12 protein-coding genes are annotated in these 14,568 nt (G+C 57.4%); 5 read left to right on the plus strand and 7 right to left on the minus strand.

The window, feature by feature from the left end:
* Positions 1-15: 15 nt before the first annotated feature.
* The 3 genes from rpsD to rplQ are packed head-to-tail and all read left to right on the plus strand — an operon-like array spanning position 16 to position 2,113.
* A complete protein-coding gene (gene rpsD, locus RE428_RS04450) occupies positions 16-636 on the plus strand; it encodes a 30S ribosomal protein S4 (RefSeq protein WP_004580768.1) in 621 nt (206 codons plus the stop codon).
* A gap of 36 nt (positions 637-672) precedes the next feature.
* Positions 673-1,677: a DNA-directed RNA polymerase subunit alpha gene (locus RE428_RS04455; protein ID WP_004580769.1), complete on the plus strand. Its 1,005-nt coding sequence runs from the start codon at positions 673-675 to the stop codon at positions 1,675-1,677.
* Between the two features lie 37 nt (positions 1,678-1,714).
* Entirely contained in the window at positions 1,715-2,113 is a 399-nt protein-coding gene (rplQ, locus tag RE428_RS04460) for a 50S ribosomal protein L17 (protein WP_004580770.1), read from the plus strand.
* Between the two features lie 94 nt (positions 2,114-2,207).
* Here the strand turns inward: rplQ and uvrA are convergent, their stop codons facing one another.
* From uvrA to pomA, 3 genes are all read right to left on the minus strand, one after another.
* Positions 2,208-5,078 (minus strand): excinuclease ABC subunit UvrA, encoded by a 2,871-nt coding sequence (gene uvrA / locus RE428_RS04465; protein WP_004580771.1) that lies wholly within the window; start codon positions 5,076-5,078, stop codon positions 2,208-2,210.
* A gap of 139 nt (positions 5,079-5,217) precedes the next feature.
* Positions 5,218-6,135 (minus strand): flagellar motor protein MotB, encoded by a 918-nt coding sequence (locus tag RE428_RS04470; RefSeq protein WP_004580772.1) that lies wholly within the window; start codon positions 6,133-6,135, stop codon positions 5,218-5,220.
* A gap of 10 nt (positions 6,136-6,145) precedes the next feature.
* Positions 6,146-6,919 carry a flagellar motor protein PomA gene (gene pomA / locus RE428_RS04475; RefSeq protein WP_040882483.1) on the minus strand — a complete coding sequence of 258 codons (774 nt, stop codon included), beginning with the start codon at positions 6,917-6,919 and terminating at the stop codon, positions 6,146-6,148.
* A gap of 293 nt (positions 6,920-7,212) precedes the next feature.
* Between pomA and RE428_RS04480 the strand changes: the two genes are divergently transcribed.
* Positions 7,213-8,571 carry an MFS transporter gene (locus RE428_RS04480; protein ID WP_004580774.1) on the plus strand — a complete coding sequence of 453 codons (1,359 nt, stop codon included), beginning with the start codon at positions 7,213-7,215 and terminating at the stop codon, positions 8,569-8,571.
* Between the two features lie 72 nt (positions 8,572-8,643).
* Positions 8,644-9,177: a single-stranded DNA-binding protein gene (gene ssb / locus RE428_RS04485; protein ID WP_040882485.1), complete on the plus strand. Its 534-nt coding sequence runs from the start codon at positions 8,644-8,646 to the stop codon at positions 9,175-9,177.
* Positions 9,178-9,294: 117 nt separating this feature from the next.
* Here ssb and ntrC read toward each other — a convergent pair whose 3' ends face one another.
* The 4 genes from ntrC to glnA form a co-directional block, all read right to left on the minus strand.
* On the minus strand, positions 9,295-10,728 hold the full coding sequence (gene ntrC, locus RE428_RS04490; RefSeq protein WP_004580776.1) for a nitrogen regulation protein NR(I): 1,434 nt from the start codon (positions 10,726-10,728) through the stop codon (positions 9,295-9,297).
* Positions 10,725-11,795, minus strand: coding sequence for a nitrogen regulation protein NR(II) (gene glnL / locus RE428_RS04495; protein WP_004580777.1), 1,071 nt, complete (start codon positions 11,793-11,795; stop codon positions 10,725-10,727). Before glnL ends, ntrC begins: the two co-directional genes overlap by 4 nt.
* 424 nt (positions 11,796-12,219) lie before the next feature.
* Positions 12,220-12,765 (minus strand): DUF4124 domain-containing protein, encoded by a 546-nt coding sequence (locus tag RE428_RS04500; protein ID WP_004580778.1) that lies wholly within the window; start codon positions 12,763-12,765, stop codon positions 12,220-12,222.
* Positions 12,766-12,955: 190 nt separating this feature from the next.
* Positions 12,956-14,359, minus strand: a complete 1,404-nt coding sequence (gene glnA / locus RE428_RS04505; RefSeq protein WP_004580779.1) for a glutamate--ammonia ligase — start codon at positions 14,357-14,359, stop codon at positions 12,956-12,958.
* Between the last annotated feature and the right edge of the window lie 209 nt (positions 14,360-14,568).

The raw sequence follows: 14,568 nt of genomic DNA on the forward strand, positions 1-14,568 counted from the left end.
AGGAGACAGTGAAGTATGGCACGTTACATAGGTCCAAAATGTAAGCTGTCTCGTCGTGAAGGGACAGACCTTTTTCTGAAGAGCGGCGTTCGCGCACTCGATTCAAAGTGCAACATCGAAACCCCTCCGGGTATGCACGGTGCGCGCCGCGGTCGTTTGTCTGAGTACGGCGTACAGCTCCGCGAAAAGCAAAAAGTTCGTCGTATCTACGGCGTACTCGAGAAACAGTTCCGGAACTACTACAAGGAAGCAGCCCGCATCAAGGGCGCGACAGGTGAGAACCTGCTGCAGCTTCTGGAAGGTCGTCTGGACAATGTCGTTTACCGCATGGGTTTTGGTTCGACCCGTGCAGAAGCACGTCAGCTTGTCTCTCACAAGGCCATTCTGGTGAATGATAGCGTCGTGAACGTTCCGTCCTATCAGGTCAAGCCGGGTGACGTGGTCAGCGTTCGCGAGAAGGCGAAGAACCAGTTGCGCGTAAAAGGCGCCCTGGATCTCGCGGGCAATCGCGCCCCTGTGAGCTGGGTAGAGGTCGACGCCAACAAGATGTCCGGCGTTTACAGGTCAATCCCTGAGCGGACTGAACTGCCGGCCGACATCAACGAGAACCTCATCGTCGAGCTTTACTCCAAGTAAGGCCTGAGTTAGCAACGAGAGCAGATAGGGGCGTCTATGCAGCGTTCAGTACATGAGTTATTGACACCTCGTACCATCGACGTAAAAGAATTGGGCAAGACGCACGCCAAGGTTACGCTGGAGCCCCTGGAAAGGGGCTTCGGTCACACTCTGGGTAGTGCACTTCGCCGGATACTCTTGTCTTCCATGCCGGGCTGCGCCATTACCGAAGCGCAGATCGACGGTGTGCTGCATGAGTACAGTGCGATTGAGGGTGTCCAGGAAGACGTCATCGAGATTCTGCTGAATCTCAAGGGCGTTGCCGTCAAGATGGGCAGCCGCGATGAAGCGGAACTGTCTGTCAGCAAGAAAGGTCCGGGTGTTGTAACCGCGGCTGATATTCAGCTTGATCACGATGTCGAGATCACCAATCCCGACCACGTGATCTGTCACCTGAGTGAAAAGGGTGAGCTGAACATGCGCTTGAAAATAGCGCGTGGCCGTGGCTACGAAGCTGCTGACCAGCGTGGTCTTGACGACGACGAGACCCGTGCCATCGGACGCCTTCAGCTGGACGCCACGTACAGCCCGGTTCGCCGCGTTTCCTACGCTGTAGAGAATGCGCGTGTCGAGCAACGTACGGATCTGGATAAGCTGGTTATTGATCTGGAGACCAACGGTACGATCGACCCGGAAGAGGCGATCCGTCGTGCCGCGACCATCCTCCAGCAGCAATTGGCTGTGTTCGTTGACTTCGATCATGAGAAGGAGCCGGAGCGCGTAGAGGAAGAGGAAGAAGTCGATCCTATCCTGCTGCGTCCGGTTGATGATCTGGAGTTGACTGTGCGTTCAGCGAACTGCCTGAAAGCTGAAAACATTTACTACATCGGCGATCTAATTCAGCGGACTGAAGTTGAGCTGCTGAAGACGCCTAACCTGGGTAAGAAGTCGCTAACCGAAATTAAGGACGTGCTGGCCTCTCGTGGTCTGTCCCTGGGTATGCGACTCGACAACTGGCCGCCGGCAAGCCTTCGTGGCGATGACCGGGTTCTGGGCGGTTGATCGCCGTATTGGTAGTTTAAGGTAAGGAATCAGAGCAATGCGTCATCGTAAGAGTGGTCGTAAGTTCAGCAGGACCAGCGCGCATCGCAAGGCCATGTTCCGCAACATGACTGCGTCGCTGGTTGAGCACGAGTTGATCAAAACCACCCTGCCCAAAGCGAAAGAGCTTCGCCGTGTGGCAGAGCCTTTGATCACACTGTCCAAAAATGATTCGGTAGCCAATCGTCGTCTGGCGTTCTCTCGCCTGCGTGACGATGCGGCCGTTGCCAAGCTGTTTGACGAGCTGGGCCCGCGTTATACCGATCGTCCGGGTGGATACCTGCGCATCCTGAAGTGCGGTTTCCGTGCCGGCGACAACGCGCCCATGGCTTTTGTAGAGCTGGTAGGTCGTCCGTTGGATATCGAAGCTGAAGAAGTGGACGACGACGAAGAGTAAGTTCTTCATCGTGGTCAAAAAAAACCGGAGCCAGGCTCCGGTTTTTTTATGTCTGTCTATTTGCCTGGTACCGGCCAGGCAAGGGGGAGCCGAACTAGCCGGCTTCCGTTTCCACTTTGGATTTCTCGTTCTTGCCGCTTCGGGCGCGCTTGAGCAAGGGTTTGAGATAGCGTCCGGTATGGGAGCGCTCAATGCTGGCGACCTCTTCGGGAGTGCCCTCGGCGATGATCTCACCGCCGCCACTGCCGCCTTCTGGCCCCAAGTCGACAATCCAGTCCGCCGTCTTGATGACATCCAGGTTGTGCTCAATAACGATGATGGTATTGCCGTGCTCGCGAAGGCGCTGGAGAACGTTCAGCAACTGCTGGATGTCGTAGAAATGCAGGCCGGTCGTCGGTTCGTCGAGGATATACAGCGTTTTACCGGTATCACGTTTCGAAAGCTCCCGGGCGAGCTTGACCCGCTGGGCCTCGCCGCCCGAAAGCGTTACCGCGGATTGCCCCAGGCGTACGTAGGAAAGGCCGACGTCGATTAACGTCTGGAGTTTGCGGGCCAGGAAGGGCACCGAGTCGAAGAATTCCCGAGCCTCTTCCACGGTCATCTCCAGTACTTCGTGGATATTCTTGCCCTTGTAGTGAACCTCCAGTGTCTCCCGGTTATACCGCTTGCCCTTGCACACGTCGCAGGGCACATAGATATCCGGCAAGAAGTGCATCTCCACCTTGATCACGCCATCGCCCTGACAGGCCTCACATCGCCCGCCTTTGACGTTGAATGAGAAACGGCCGGGCTTGTAACCCCGTGAACGAGCCTCCTGGGTGCCGGCGAAAAGTTCACGGATAGGCGTGAACAGACCGGTATAGGTTGCCGGGTTCGAGCGGGGTGTGCGTCCAATCGGGCTCTGATCGATATCAATGACTTTGTCCAGGTGCTCAAGTCCTTCAAGCTTCTCGTAAGGTGAGTGCGAGAGGGTGGTCGCCTTGTTCAGGCGGCTGGCAGCAACCGGATAAAGTGTGCTGTTGATCAGCGTGGACTTGCCGGAACCGGATACGCCAGTCACGCAGGTCATAACGCCCAATGGAATCGAAAGGTTTGCCGATTTCAGGTTGTTCCCGCTGGCGCCTTTCAACTTAAGGAATTTGCCGCTGCCTTCCTTGCGTTTCGTGGGGACCGCAATTTCCTTGGCGCCGCTGAGATACTGACCGGTGAGCGATCGATCGTTCGCAATGATATCTTCGGGCGGCCCTTCGGCAATCACTCGGCCGCCATGGACACCGGCGCCCGGGCCGATATCGATAACATAGTCGGCCGCGCGGATGGCATCTTCGTCGTGTTCTACAACAATAACCGTATTGCCCAGATTGCGTAGGTGGGTCAGGGTCGCTAGCAGGCGATCATTGTCGCGCTGGTGCAGACCGATGGACGGCTCGTCGAGGATATACATGACGCCCACCAGCCCGGCGCCGATCTGGCTGGCCAGGCGGATCCTTTGGGCCTCGCCGCCTGACAGCGTATCGGCACTACGCTCAAGCGTCAGGTATTCCAGGCCGACGTTGACCAGGAAATGCAGCCGCTGCCGGATTTCCTTCATGATCTTCTCAGCGATCTCGCCACGTTGGCCCGGCAGCTCAAGGTGTTCGAAATAGTCGTGGGCCTCGCCAACAGGCAAATGGGTAATCGTCGGCAGGTTGTGGTTATCGATAAACACGTGGCGCGCACTGCGGCGCAGCCGTGAACCACCACAATCCTTACAGGGCTGCTGGCTCAGGTGTCTTGCCAGTTCTTCGCGCATACTCTGGGATTCGGTTTCCCGATAACGGCGTTCGAGGTTTGGCAGCACGCCCTCGAAGGGGTGCGCCTTTTCCATGATGTGGCCGCGGGAATTGACGTACTTGAAGCTGATGTCCTCCTTACCGGAGCCGTGGAGGATCACGTCACGAAAATCTGCCGGCAGGTCGACAAAAGGCGTGTCCATATCGACGCCATAGTGTTCCGCAACGCTGTTCAGCAACTGGAAGTAATAGACCGCACGCCGGTCCCACCCGCGAATGGCCCCCTGGGCCAGGGTTGCTTCCGGATGCTGGACGATCTTCTCCGGATCGAAGAATTGTTTAACCCCGAGGCCGTCACACGTCGGGCAGGCGCCGGCGGGGTTGTTGAAGGAGAACAGGCGCGGCTCAAGTTCGCTGAGGGAATAGCCACACTGGGTGCAGGCATAGAGTGCGGAAAAGGTATGCTCTTCGCCATCGTTATCCATGGGTGCAACCAGCGCGATACCGCTGGCCAGATCCAGTGCTGTCTCGAAACTTTCAGCCAGCCGTTGCTCCAGCCCCGGTTTGACCTTGAAACGATCCACGACCACGTCAATGGTGTGCTTTTTCTTCTTGTCCAGGTCCGGCAGATCATCGATGTCGTAGACCCGGCCATCGACGCGCAGGCGGATAAAGCCCTGGGCGCGCATATTGTCGAAAATCTGAAGGTGCTCGCCTTTTCGATCACGGATGACCGGCGCCAGGATCATCAGTTTGCTGTCTTCCGGCATGGCCAGCACTTGGTCCACCATCTGGCTGACAGTCTGTGCGACCAACGGCTGATCATGATCGGGGCAGCGAGGTTCGCCGGCACGGGCAAACAGCAGACGCAGGTAATCGTAGATTTCGGTAATCGTCCCGACGGTGGAGCGGGGGTTGTGGGATGTCGACTTCTGTTCGATAGAAATCGCCGGCGACAGGCCTTCGATATGATCTACATCCGGCTTTTCCATCATCGACAGGAACTGACGGGCGTAGGTCGACAGTGACTCCACATAGCGGCGCTGTCCCTCAGCGTAGAGGGTGTCGAACGCAAGTGAGGACTTGCCTGAGCCGGACAACCCGGTGATCACGATCAGTTTGTCACGCGGGATGTCGAGATCGATGTTTTTCAGGTTGTGAGTGCGTGCGCCTTTGATCTGGATAGAATCCATGACACTCCTCAAGCAGGAAATGGTATGGGGCAGGTCGTCATGCCCGAAACCCACCAGTATACAGCGTGACGACGGATGCCAAGAAGTATTATGGCTTGACGTTAACCGTCGGGGACACAATCTGGGTAAAGCTGACTGACTACCAATCCAGAGAATCGGAGGGCGAAGGCGCGTCTTCGAGCGTTGGGCTTATCCCTCCGCCAGTTTGTTCCATCAAATCCTGAAGACGCACACGAGTCTCTGCATGGGATTCGGACAGGTCGACAATAATTTCTACGCGACGGTTGAGCGCGCGGTTTGCAGGCGTGTCGTTCGATACTCGTGGTTGTGTGGCTGCAAAGCCCTGGACCCTGACCCGCTTGGGATCGATGCCGCCGCCTTCGATCAGGACGTTGGCAACCGCCGCGGCACGGTCGGCTGAAAGGTTCCAGTTGGAATCGTAGCGGGAACTACGGATGGGTATGTCGTCCGTATGCCCCTCGATAGTGAGATCGCCAGGGATGTTTTTCAGTACCTCGGCCATACGGTAGAGCATGTCTTCGAAGGCATAGGTGAGCGTGGCAGAACCCGATGGGAAGGAACCCTTCTCCTCGATGCGGATCACAATCCGATCACTATCCTTACGCAGATCCAGCTTACCGGTTTCAAGTTCTTCCTGAAGCACCTTCTCCAGCGTTTCTAAATGGCGTTGGGCTTCCTGTTCGCGAGCTTCTGTTAACTGCGTTTCGATCTCCGACTGCGTGGTGTTGGTCTCCAGAACCGGCTCTTCCCGACTTGTTTCCTGACGCACCTCGTTGATAACAGTGGGCTCAGGTTTTGCGGCGGAGAAGTGATCGAAGACAGGCGACGTCCCCATAGGGATTTCCAGAGCCGGTACATCTCGTTGCACACCGAATGCTTTGGATAGCTCATCGGCAATTTGCTTGAATTTGTTGGCGTCGATCTCTGCAAACGACAGCAGCAAGACAAAGAAGCACATCAGTAGTGACATCAGATCGGCAAAGGTGACGACCCACGCAGGTACGCCCGGCTGCTCCTCTTCTGGTAATTCATCCATCGCTAAGTGCCTAGGAAGCCGCTTGTGCTTCAGCGTTCTGGTCGCGCTTGGCCGGCGGCAGATAGCTTGACAGCATCTGTTCAATCACCCGCGGGTTACGGCCTTCCTGGATGCCGATAATGGCGTCGATAATCAACGCCTGGGACCGAGCTTCTTCGGTCATCCGCAACTCGAGCTTGTCGGCGATGGGGTTCGCAAACATGGTGGCGAGTATGGCGCCATAAAGGGTCGTTAGCAGTGCCACCGCCATGGCGGGGCCGATTGACTTGGGGTCTTCCATGTTTGAGAGCATCTGCACCAGACCTACGATGGTTCCGATCATGCCCATGGCTGGGCCAACATCGGCAAAAGCACGGAAAACTTTGGCGCCCATGCGGTTGCGATCCAGGGTGAGCAGTCGCTCCTTTTGCATGAGTTTCTCGATGGTTTCCGCCGGCTGACTCTCCAGCAGGAACTGAACGCCCTGTTTGAGAAAGGGGCTGCTGACTTCCTTTTCTTCCAGTGCAAGCACACCTTGTTTCCGAGCGACATTGGCTATATCAATAACCTCGTTGATGAGATCTTCGGTGTCTGGCAGCTTGAATGAAAACGCTCGCGAAGCGGCCTTGAAGGCGCCGAGAAACTGGGCAACGCTGAATTTCGCCAAAACGACGAATAGGCTGCCGATCAGAACGATGAGGATGGACGGCACGTTCAGGAATACCTGTGCCGAAGCGCCAAGTACAATTGAGGCGCCAATGACCAGCATGGCTCCTACCAGACCTATAAGCGTTGCTAAATCCACTTAAACCTCTACGAATATTCCGAGCATGTTTCCAAGCCAACTTGCCCAATTCGGATTTCGCCGAATTTCCGGCTTGGTGGGGCGGTATCATACGACGAGTTTAAGACCGGCTGAATTTGTGAGCGTGGCAAAACCTCAGGCTTTTTGTCAGGAACAGTGTTTTAACGTAAGTCACGTTTTCAGATTGCGCAAAGTTGACGTTGATCTCGGTTTTCTGCCGGCTGCGCTGCGAACGGGCCATCTGTTACAATTCGACGCCTTATCGCAAACCGATGATCAGGATCCCCCGCCACATGAATGCCCTCGAGAAACGCTCCATAGCTGCATTGGCCTCGGTCTATGCCATGCGCATGCTGGGTCTGTTTATGGTGCTTCCGGTCTTTATGTTGCTGGGGGAGGACCTGGCCGGTGCTACGCCGGCGTTACTCGGGGTGGCAATTGGCGCCTATGGTCTGAGCCAGGCGCTGCTACAGATCCCTTTTGGCATGCTATCGGACCGGTTGGGGCGCAAGAGGTTGATATATGCCGGTTTGATCGTATTCGCTGCCGGTAGCTTCCTGGCTGGAGCCTCGGACAGTATCTACGGCGTGATTGTTGGTAGGATCCTCCAGGGTGGCGGCGCCATAGCAAGCGTTCTGATGGCGTTGTTGAGCGACCTGACCCGGGAGGAGAATCGCACCAAGGCGATGGCGCTGGTGGGGCTGTCCATTGGTATGGCCTTTTCGGCCTCGCTGTTTCTGGGGCCGTTGCTGGGGGCTGCGGTAGGGCTTTCCGGAATTTTCTACGTAACCGGCGCCCTGGCGCTAATCGGCATCCTGCTGGTTTATCGGGTGGTACCCACCCCGGCGGCGCAGAACACCCACCTCGATGCCCATCCCGCCCGGGACAAGTTGCGGCAGGTATTGACCAACCGCCGGTTGCTACGCCTGGATTTCGGCATCTGCGCACTGCACCTGGTGCTGACAGCGGCGTTCCTGGTGATTCCAGTTATGTTGCGGGACGAAGTCGGTCTGCCCCCGACTCAACATTGGTGGGTCTACCTTTCGGTGATGGCGTTGGCCTTCTTCGCCATGGTGCCGTTCATCATCGTTGGCGAGAAGCGGAGGGTGATGAAGCCAATACTTTGCGGGGCGATTGCTTTACTGGCTTTGGCGAGTTTTTCCCTGGCGAAGTTACCGCACACACTGGGGTTTATGTGGGGCGGCCTATTCTTCTTTTTCATGGCCTTTAACCTGCTGGAGGCCTGCCTGCCCTCACTGATCAGCAAAGAGTCGCCGGCGGCGGCTAAAGGCACAGCGATGGGTGTCTACTCGACCTCACAGTTCTTTGGCGCGTTTGTCGGCGGCACCCTTGGTGGTACGCTGCTGGAGCAATCCGGCGTCGAGGCCGTATTCGTCCTGATGGTCAGCGTGTTGCTGATCTGGCTGGGGCTGGCATTGACGATGAAGCGACCGAGTCACGCGTCAAGTTTCATGGTACAGTTGGTCGATGTTAACGGGCGTGGCGTGAAGGTCATCGACGATGCCTTGCGTGGCGTGCCCGGAGTCGAGGATGTGGTGATCCTGGTGGATGCCGACGCCGCTTACCTCAAGGTGGACTACCGGCAATTTGACGCAGCAAGCCTGGAACAGTTTGCCTTCGTCAGGCCCTGAACGCATAACTGAGTGAATTCCAGAAGCCGACCAGGGATGGTGGGTGAAAAGAGACTATTTTGGGAGTCGAACATGGCAAGAGGCGTAAACAAGGTCATCCTGATCGGTAACCTGGGCAACGATCCGGAAACCCGCTACACCCCTAACGGCAACGCCGTCACCAACCTGAACCTGGCGACGGACGAAAGTTACAAGGATCGTCAGACTGGCCAGATGGTGCCCAAGACCGAGTGGCACCGCGTGGTCATGTTCGGCAAGATCGCCGAGGTCGCAGGACAATACCTGCGGAAGGGCTCCAAGGTCTACATCGAGGGTAAGCTACAGACCCGAAAGTGGCAGGGGCAGGACGGTCAGGATCGTTACACCACCGAAATCGTAGTGGACATCAACGGCCAGATGCAGATGCTCGACAGCCGCGGTGCCGGTGGCGACAACGCCGGCATGAATCAAGGGGCGCCATCCAGGCCTCAACAGCAGCCGGCCTACGGTAACCAGGGCCAGGGAGGCGGATCCTCAGGCGGTTACAGCCAGCCGCCGGCCCAGAACCAGGGCGGCGGTGGTATGCCCGAGCCGGTCGACGACTTCGACGACGATATCCCGTTCTAGGCGGCTCTGGTTTAGCTTTTCCTGTCGCATAAAAGCCCCAATTTTTTGGGGCTTTTATTTGGCCATGATGGCGCCCTGACGGAAACTCCGGCCAGCCGTCAGAGGGGGCCATCCGTTTCAGTCCTCATCATCCTCGGATTGACCGTCCCCCATTCCCAGTTCCTTGATCTTCCGGGTCAGCGTATTGCGGCCCCAGCCAAGCAATACTGCGGCGTCCCGACGGCGGCCGCCGGTATGCTTGAGAGCGGTCTCGATCATCACCTGCTCAAATTCAGGCACGGCTGTGTCCAGGATGCCCTGTTTGCCGCGCTTGAGTTCCTGTTCCGCCCAGGCCCGCAGGCCTTCCTGCCAGGTCTGACCGGTAGGTGGGGTATCGGCCTGATCGAGCAGTTCCGGCGGCAGGTCACTGACATGGATCTCTCGACCGCTGGCCATGACGGTGAGCCAGCGGCAGGTATTTTCGAGCTGGCGGACGTTACCCGGCCAGGGCAGGGTGGTGAGGTATTCTTCCGCTTCCGGGCGCAGGAGCTTGGGTTCAACTGAGAGCTCCAGGGCGGCGCGCTTGAGGAAGTGGCGCATCAGGCGCGGAATGTCCTCGCGGCGTTCGGACAGGCGCGGCAAGTGGACGCGGATAACGTTCAGGCGATGGAAAAGGTCTTCCCGGAAAGTGCCGGCCTGAACCAGTTTTTCCAGGTTCTGGTGCGTCGCCGCGATGATCCGCACGTCCACCTTGATTGGCGTTGTACCGCCTACACGGTAAAACTCGCCATCGGCCAGGACTCGCAGCAGCCGGGTCTGGGTATCCGCTGGCATGTCCCCGATCTCGTCCAGGAACAGGGTGCCGCCGTTGGATTGTTCGAAGCGGCCTTGACGGGCAGCACCGGCGCCGGTGAATGCTCCTTTCTCGTGGCCAAACAGTTCGGACTCGATCAGGTCCTTCGGAATCGCCGCCATGTTGAGCGCGATAAACGGGTGACTCGCCCGCGGACTGTGATTGTGCAGGGCCTGGGCGACCAGTTCCTTACCCGTTCCGCTTTCCCCATTGATCAGTACCGTAATGTTGGAATGTGACAACCGTCCAATGGCACGGAAGACCTCCTGCATGGCCGGTGCTTCGCCGATGATTTCGGTGTGGCGCTGCGTGGACTCCGCTTGTGGCTCAGAGGTCGCCCGGCGCTCACGGCTGTGATCGACCGCGCGCTTGACCAGCTCGACGGCATCATCCACATCGAACGGCTTGGGCAGGTATTCGAAGGCACCGGTCTGGTAGCTGGCGACGGCGCTTTCGAGGTCTGAATGCGCGGTCATGATGATCACCGGGATATCGGGGTGATCGTGCACGATCTGCGAGAGCAGGGCGATACCATCGATGCCAGGCATGCGAATGTCGCTGATGATGGCGTCGGGCTGCTCTCGGTCGAGGCGCATCATGATGCCCTCGCCGCTCTCGAAAACCCGTGGCTGCATGTTGGCCTGTGACAGGGCCCGTTCCAGGACCCAGCGAATACTCCGATCATCGTCAATTATCCAGACGTTGGCCGATTGGCTCATGCTTTCAGCTCCAGAGGCAGGAAAATGATGAAATCGGTGCAGCCGGGGACACTCTCGCATTCAACGAGCCCCTGGTGTTGACCGATGATGCTTTGCGTAATCGATAGGCCCAGGCCTGTTCCGTTGGCCCGGCCACTGATCATGGGGTAAAAAATGTTCTGCAACAGATCCGGCGGGATGCCCGGTCCGTTGTCCTCGATGTCGACCCGGCACACTAACCGGTAACGTCGGTGGCCGATGGTGAATTGGCGTAGCGCCCGGGTTCGGAACGTGATGCAGGGCGACTCTTCGGAGACATGGTCGGCGGCTGCTTCCATGGCATTGCGGGCGACATTCAGGAACGCCTGGATCAGCTGCTCCTTATCGCCCTGGAACTCAGGGAGGCTAGGGTCGTAATCCCGTTCCAACCGAACTCGCCCTTTGCTCTCCGCCTCCAGCAGTGTACGGACCCGTTCCAACACCTCATGGATGTTGGTGGACTGGAACTGCGGCGCCTTGTTGGGGCCAAGCATTCGGTCCACCAGGCTCCGCAGGCGATCGGCTTCGTCGATAATTACCCGCGTGTATTCCTTCTGGTTTTCGTCGGTCAACTCACGGTCAAGGAGTTGCGCTGCTCCCCGGATGCCGCCGAGGGGGTTCTTGATCTCGTGTGCCATGCCGCGTACCAGGATTCGGGTGGTCTCCTGTTGGGTCAGCATGTCCTCTTCACGGGTGATGCGCAGCAAACGATCACGAGGCTGGAGTTCCAGCAGTAGCGAATTCGAGTCTGCACCAATATTGGACACCGAATAGTCGACCGTAAACCGCGAACCTGAGAGCAGGGTGAATTCGGCTTCCCGCTTGGTGAACGGCTGGCCAGTACGCGCGGCGTCATGCAGGGTCTCGAAGGCTTCCTCGGAGCCGGTAAACAAGCTCGCCAGGTTCGTGCCCACAATGCGTGAACCGCTGGCTTCCAGCAGGTATTCAGCGGCCGCGTTGATGTATTCGATCGTCAGGTTGCTATCCAGCACCAGCGTCGCGGTCGTCAGATGATCCAGTATTTGTCTGTAGACAATATTCTTCGACATGTTGTCCCTCGCGTTCGATGCGGTAACTGCAAAAAGCGAACCAGTTGTGAACCCCCACGAACGATCTGCGCTTTTTTGGTTAGCAGGTGGCTGGGGCCTGGATATTGGGCTCCGAAACTGCCCAATTTCGGCGCAGCCTACGCCTGGAAAGTAGACATATGTGCCAGATGAATATTTTATTGGGCTTATATATCGCTGTTTTTAATGGATATCTAAAGTTTGCCTACGCTAGGGCGCAAAAAGTGGCGACTGTTGTAAAAAACCGTATGCGCGCTAAGGCCGTTCACCAGCTTGAGGCGCGATAGATCGAGAGATCGAGAGCGCCCCGCTTTTGTTCGAATGGTAGAGGTATTTTGGTGCTCAAGCACCAACTTGGTGCAATAGAGGTCGGAGCTCTTCCTGAGAGCTCCGGCAGGCGGCGGGATTAATTCAGGACAGAAGGGCGGTGGATGGTAAAGCTGATGCTCTGGCCCGGCTGGATAATGCGCCCCTGGCCATCGACGATATTTACCGAAGCTTCGTGGGTACCCCGATAGACATTGTTAACCGAGAACTGCCCCGAAGCATTCTGGCCGATAGGCTGGCCATCAAGAGAGACTTCGAACAGGTGGCCCTGGCGCAATGCTGGCTGGCTGCTGACTGAAAAGGTGACATCGCCGCTGCCGCTATGGAACGCACTGTTGTCTTCAGGAGCCACAAAGCCGACTTTACCGTAAGGCTGGCTCGTTTGCTGATCCCGGTCTTCGTTGCGCCGATTGCGCTCGACGATCTCGCGGACCTGATCGGCCTTCGGCAGGGTAACGGTAGTAACCGGCTTGACGTCGATGGCTTCACCGCCATCCAGTGGCTCATCCGAATAGGTGACGTTGCCCTGGGCATCCACACGCTTGTACACCTCGGCCTGGGCTACGGTACAGGTCATCGTACCGGACAGCGCGACAACGCCGAGTAGAGCGACAATTCGTTTCACGGGAGACTCCCTTCTGCTTCTGGTTTCCTGATTATTGACGGTGCTTTGGCAGCATTGCAACACCTGCTTGTATCTTCAGCGTTACGCGTTGTTCAACTCTCGCGAGATTTTCGCAGGGCACAAAAAAGCCCCGCAATTGCGGGGCTCGGTCTGGTATGCCAATCAACTGCCCGGGGCAGTGTTCCGGCTTTTACACAGAGTAGTAAAGTTCGAACTCGACCGGGTGCGTGGTCATGTTCAGACGCTCGACTTCGCCGCGCTTCAGATCGATGTAGCCTGCGATCATGTCCTCGGTGAAGACACCGCCACGGGTCAGGAACTCGTGGTCCTTTTCCAGTGTATCCAGGGCTTCCTGGAAGGTTTCACACACCGTCGGGATGTTCAGCGCTTCTTCCTTCGGCAGATCGTACAGGTCCTTGTCCATGGCATCGCCCGGGTGGATCTTGTTCTGGATGCCGTCAAGGCCGGCCATCAGCATGGCAGCGAACGCCAGGTACGGGTTGGCAGACGGATCCGGGAAGCGAACTTCGATACGACGCGCTTTCGGGCTGCTCACATAAGGAATGCGGATGGAAGCGGAGCGGTTACGGGCGGAGTAGGCCAGCATAACCGGTGCTTCGAAGCCTGGTACCAGACGCTTGTAGCTGTTGGTCGACGCGTTGGTGAACGCGTTGATGGTCTTGGCGTGCTTGATGATACCGCCGATGTAGTACAGGGCCGTCTCGCTGAGGCCAGCGTAGCCGTCACCGGCGAAGACGTTTTTGCCATCCTTGTTCAGGGACATGTGTACGTGCATGCCAGAACCGTTGTCGCCAACGACAGGCTTGGGCATGAAGGTCGCGGTCTTGCCGTAGGCGTGGGCGACGTTGTGCACACAGTACTTGAGGATCTGGACCTCGTCGGCCTTTTTGGTCAGGGTGTTGGCGCCAACGCCGATTTCACACTGGCCAGCGGTGCCCACTTCGTGGTGGTGCACTTCGATTTCAAGGCCCATGGACTCCATGGCTGCACACATGGCGCCACGCAGGTCGTGCAGGCTATCGACCGGCGGCACCGGGAAGTAGCCGCCTTTAACGCCCGGACGGTGACCGATGTTGTTGCGTTCGAAGTCTTCGCCGGAAACCCACGCCGCTTCTTCGGAGTAGAGTTCGTACATCGCGCCCTTCATGTCGACATTCCAGCGGGCGGAGTCGAATACGAAGAACTCGGGCTCCGGACCGAACAGGGCGCCATCGGCAATGCCGGTGGACTTCAGGTATTCCTCGGCGCGACGGGCAACAGAGCGCGGGTCACGCTCGTAGCCTTGCATGGTGGTCGGCTCGACGATGTCGCAGGTGAGGTTCAGGGTGGTTTCTTCGGTGAACGGATCGATAACGCCCGTGGAGTCGTCCGGCATCAGGATCATGTCGGATTCATTGATGCCTTTCCAGCCGGCGATGGAAGAACCATCGAACATCTTGCCGTCAGTAAAGAAATCTTCGTCGATCTCGCTGGAAGGCAGTGTCACGTGCTGTTCCTTGCCGCGGCTGTCGGTAAACCGCAGGTCAATCCACTTCACTTCGTGTTCTTTGATCAGGTCAAGCGTCTTGGACATTACGCATACTCCGTCAGTTTATGTCTTTTATGGAGCCGGCTCGGCTGAACTGCGGCGAAACAGCCTGTTCAGCGTCCGATTCATTCGACAGGCGCAGGGCAGCTTATCAAATGTGCTGCGGCAGTGCCTGCAAATTCGGCTGCAAACAGCTAAGCAAAGCGCTTGCCAACATCCTTGATTCGGTCGATGGTGGTGCAGAGTGAGCATTT

This window comes from Marinobacter nanhaiticus D15-8W, assembly GCF_036511935.1.
Lineage (GTDB): Bacteria > Pseudomonadota > Gammaproteobacteria > Pseudomonadales > Oleiphilaceae > Marinobacter_A > Marinobacter_A nanhaiticus.

Bases quoted from the DNA above. Each gene is read 5' to 3' on its own strand.
- ssb (WP_040882485.1), top strand. From the start codon at position 8,644: ATGGCAAGAGGCGTAAACAAGGTCATCCTGATCGGTAACCTGGGCAAC.
- glnA (WP_004580779.1), bottom strand. From the start codon at position 14,359: ATGTCCAAGACGCTTGACCTGATCAAAGAACACGAAGTGAAGTGGATT.
- RE428_RS04480 (WP_004580774.1), top strand. From the start codon at position 7,213: ATGAATGCCCTCGAGAAACGCTCCATAGCTGCATTGGCCTCGGTCTAT.
- RE428_RS04470 (WP_004580772.1), bottom strand. From the start codon at position 6,135: ATGGATGAATTACCAGAAGAGGAGCAGCCGGGCGTACCTGCGTGGGTC.
- RE428_RS04455 (WP_004580769.1), top strand. From the start codon at position 673: ATGCAGCGTTCAGTACATGAGTTATTGACACCTCGTACCATCGACGTA.
- rpsD (WP_004580768.1), top strand. From the start codon at position 16: ATGGCACGTTACATAGGTCCAAAATGTAAGCTGTCTCGTCGTGAAGGG.
- glnL (WP_004580777.1), bottom strand. From the start codon at position 11,795: ATGTCGAAGAATATTGTCTACAGACAAATACTGGATCATCTGACGACC.
- ntrC (WP_004580776.1), bottom strand. From the start codon at position 10,728: ATGAGCCAATCGGCCAACGTCTGGATAATTGACGATGATCGGAGTATT.
- rplQ (WP_004580770.1), top strand. From the start codon at position 1,715: ATGCGTCATCGTAAGAGTGGTCGTAAGTTCAGCAGGACCAGCGCGCAT.
- uvrA (WP_004580771.1), bottom strand. From the start codon at position 5,078: ATGGATTCTATCCAGATCAAAGGCGCACGCACTCACAACCTGAAAAAC.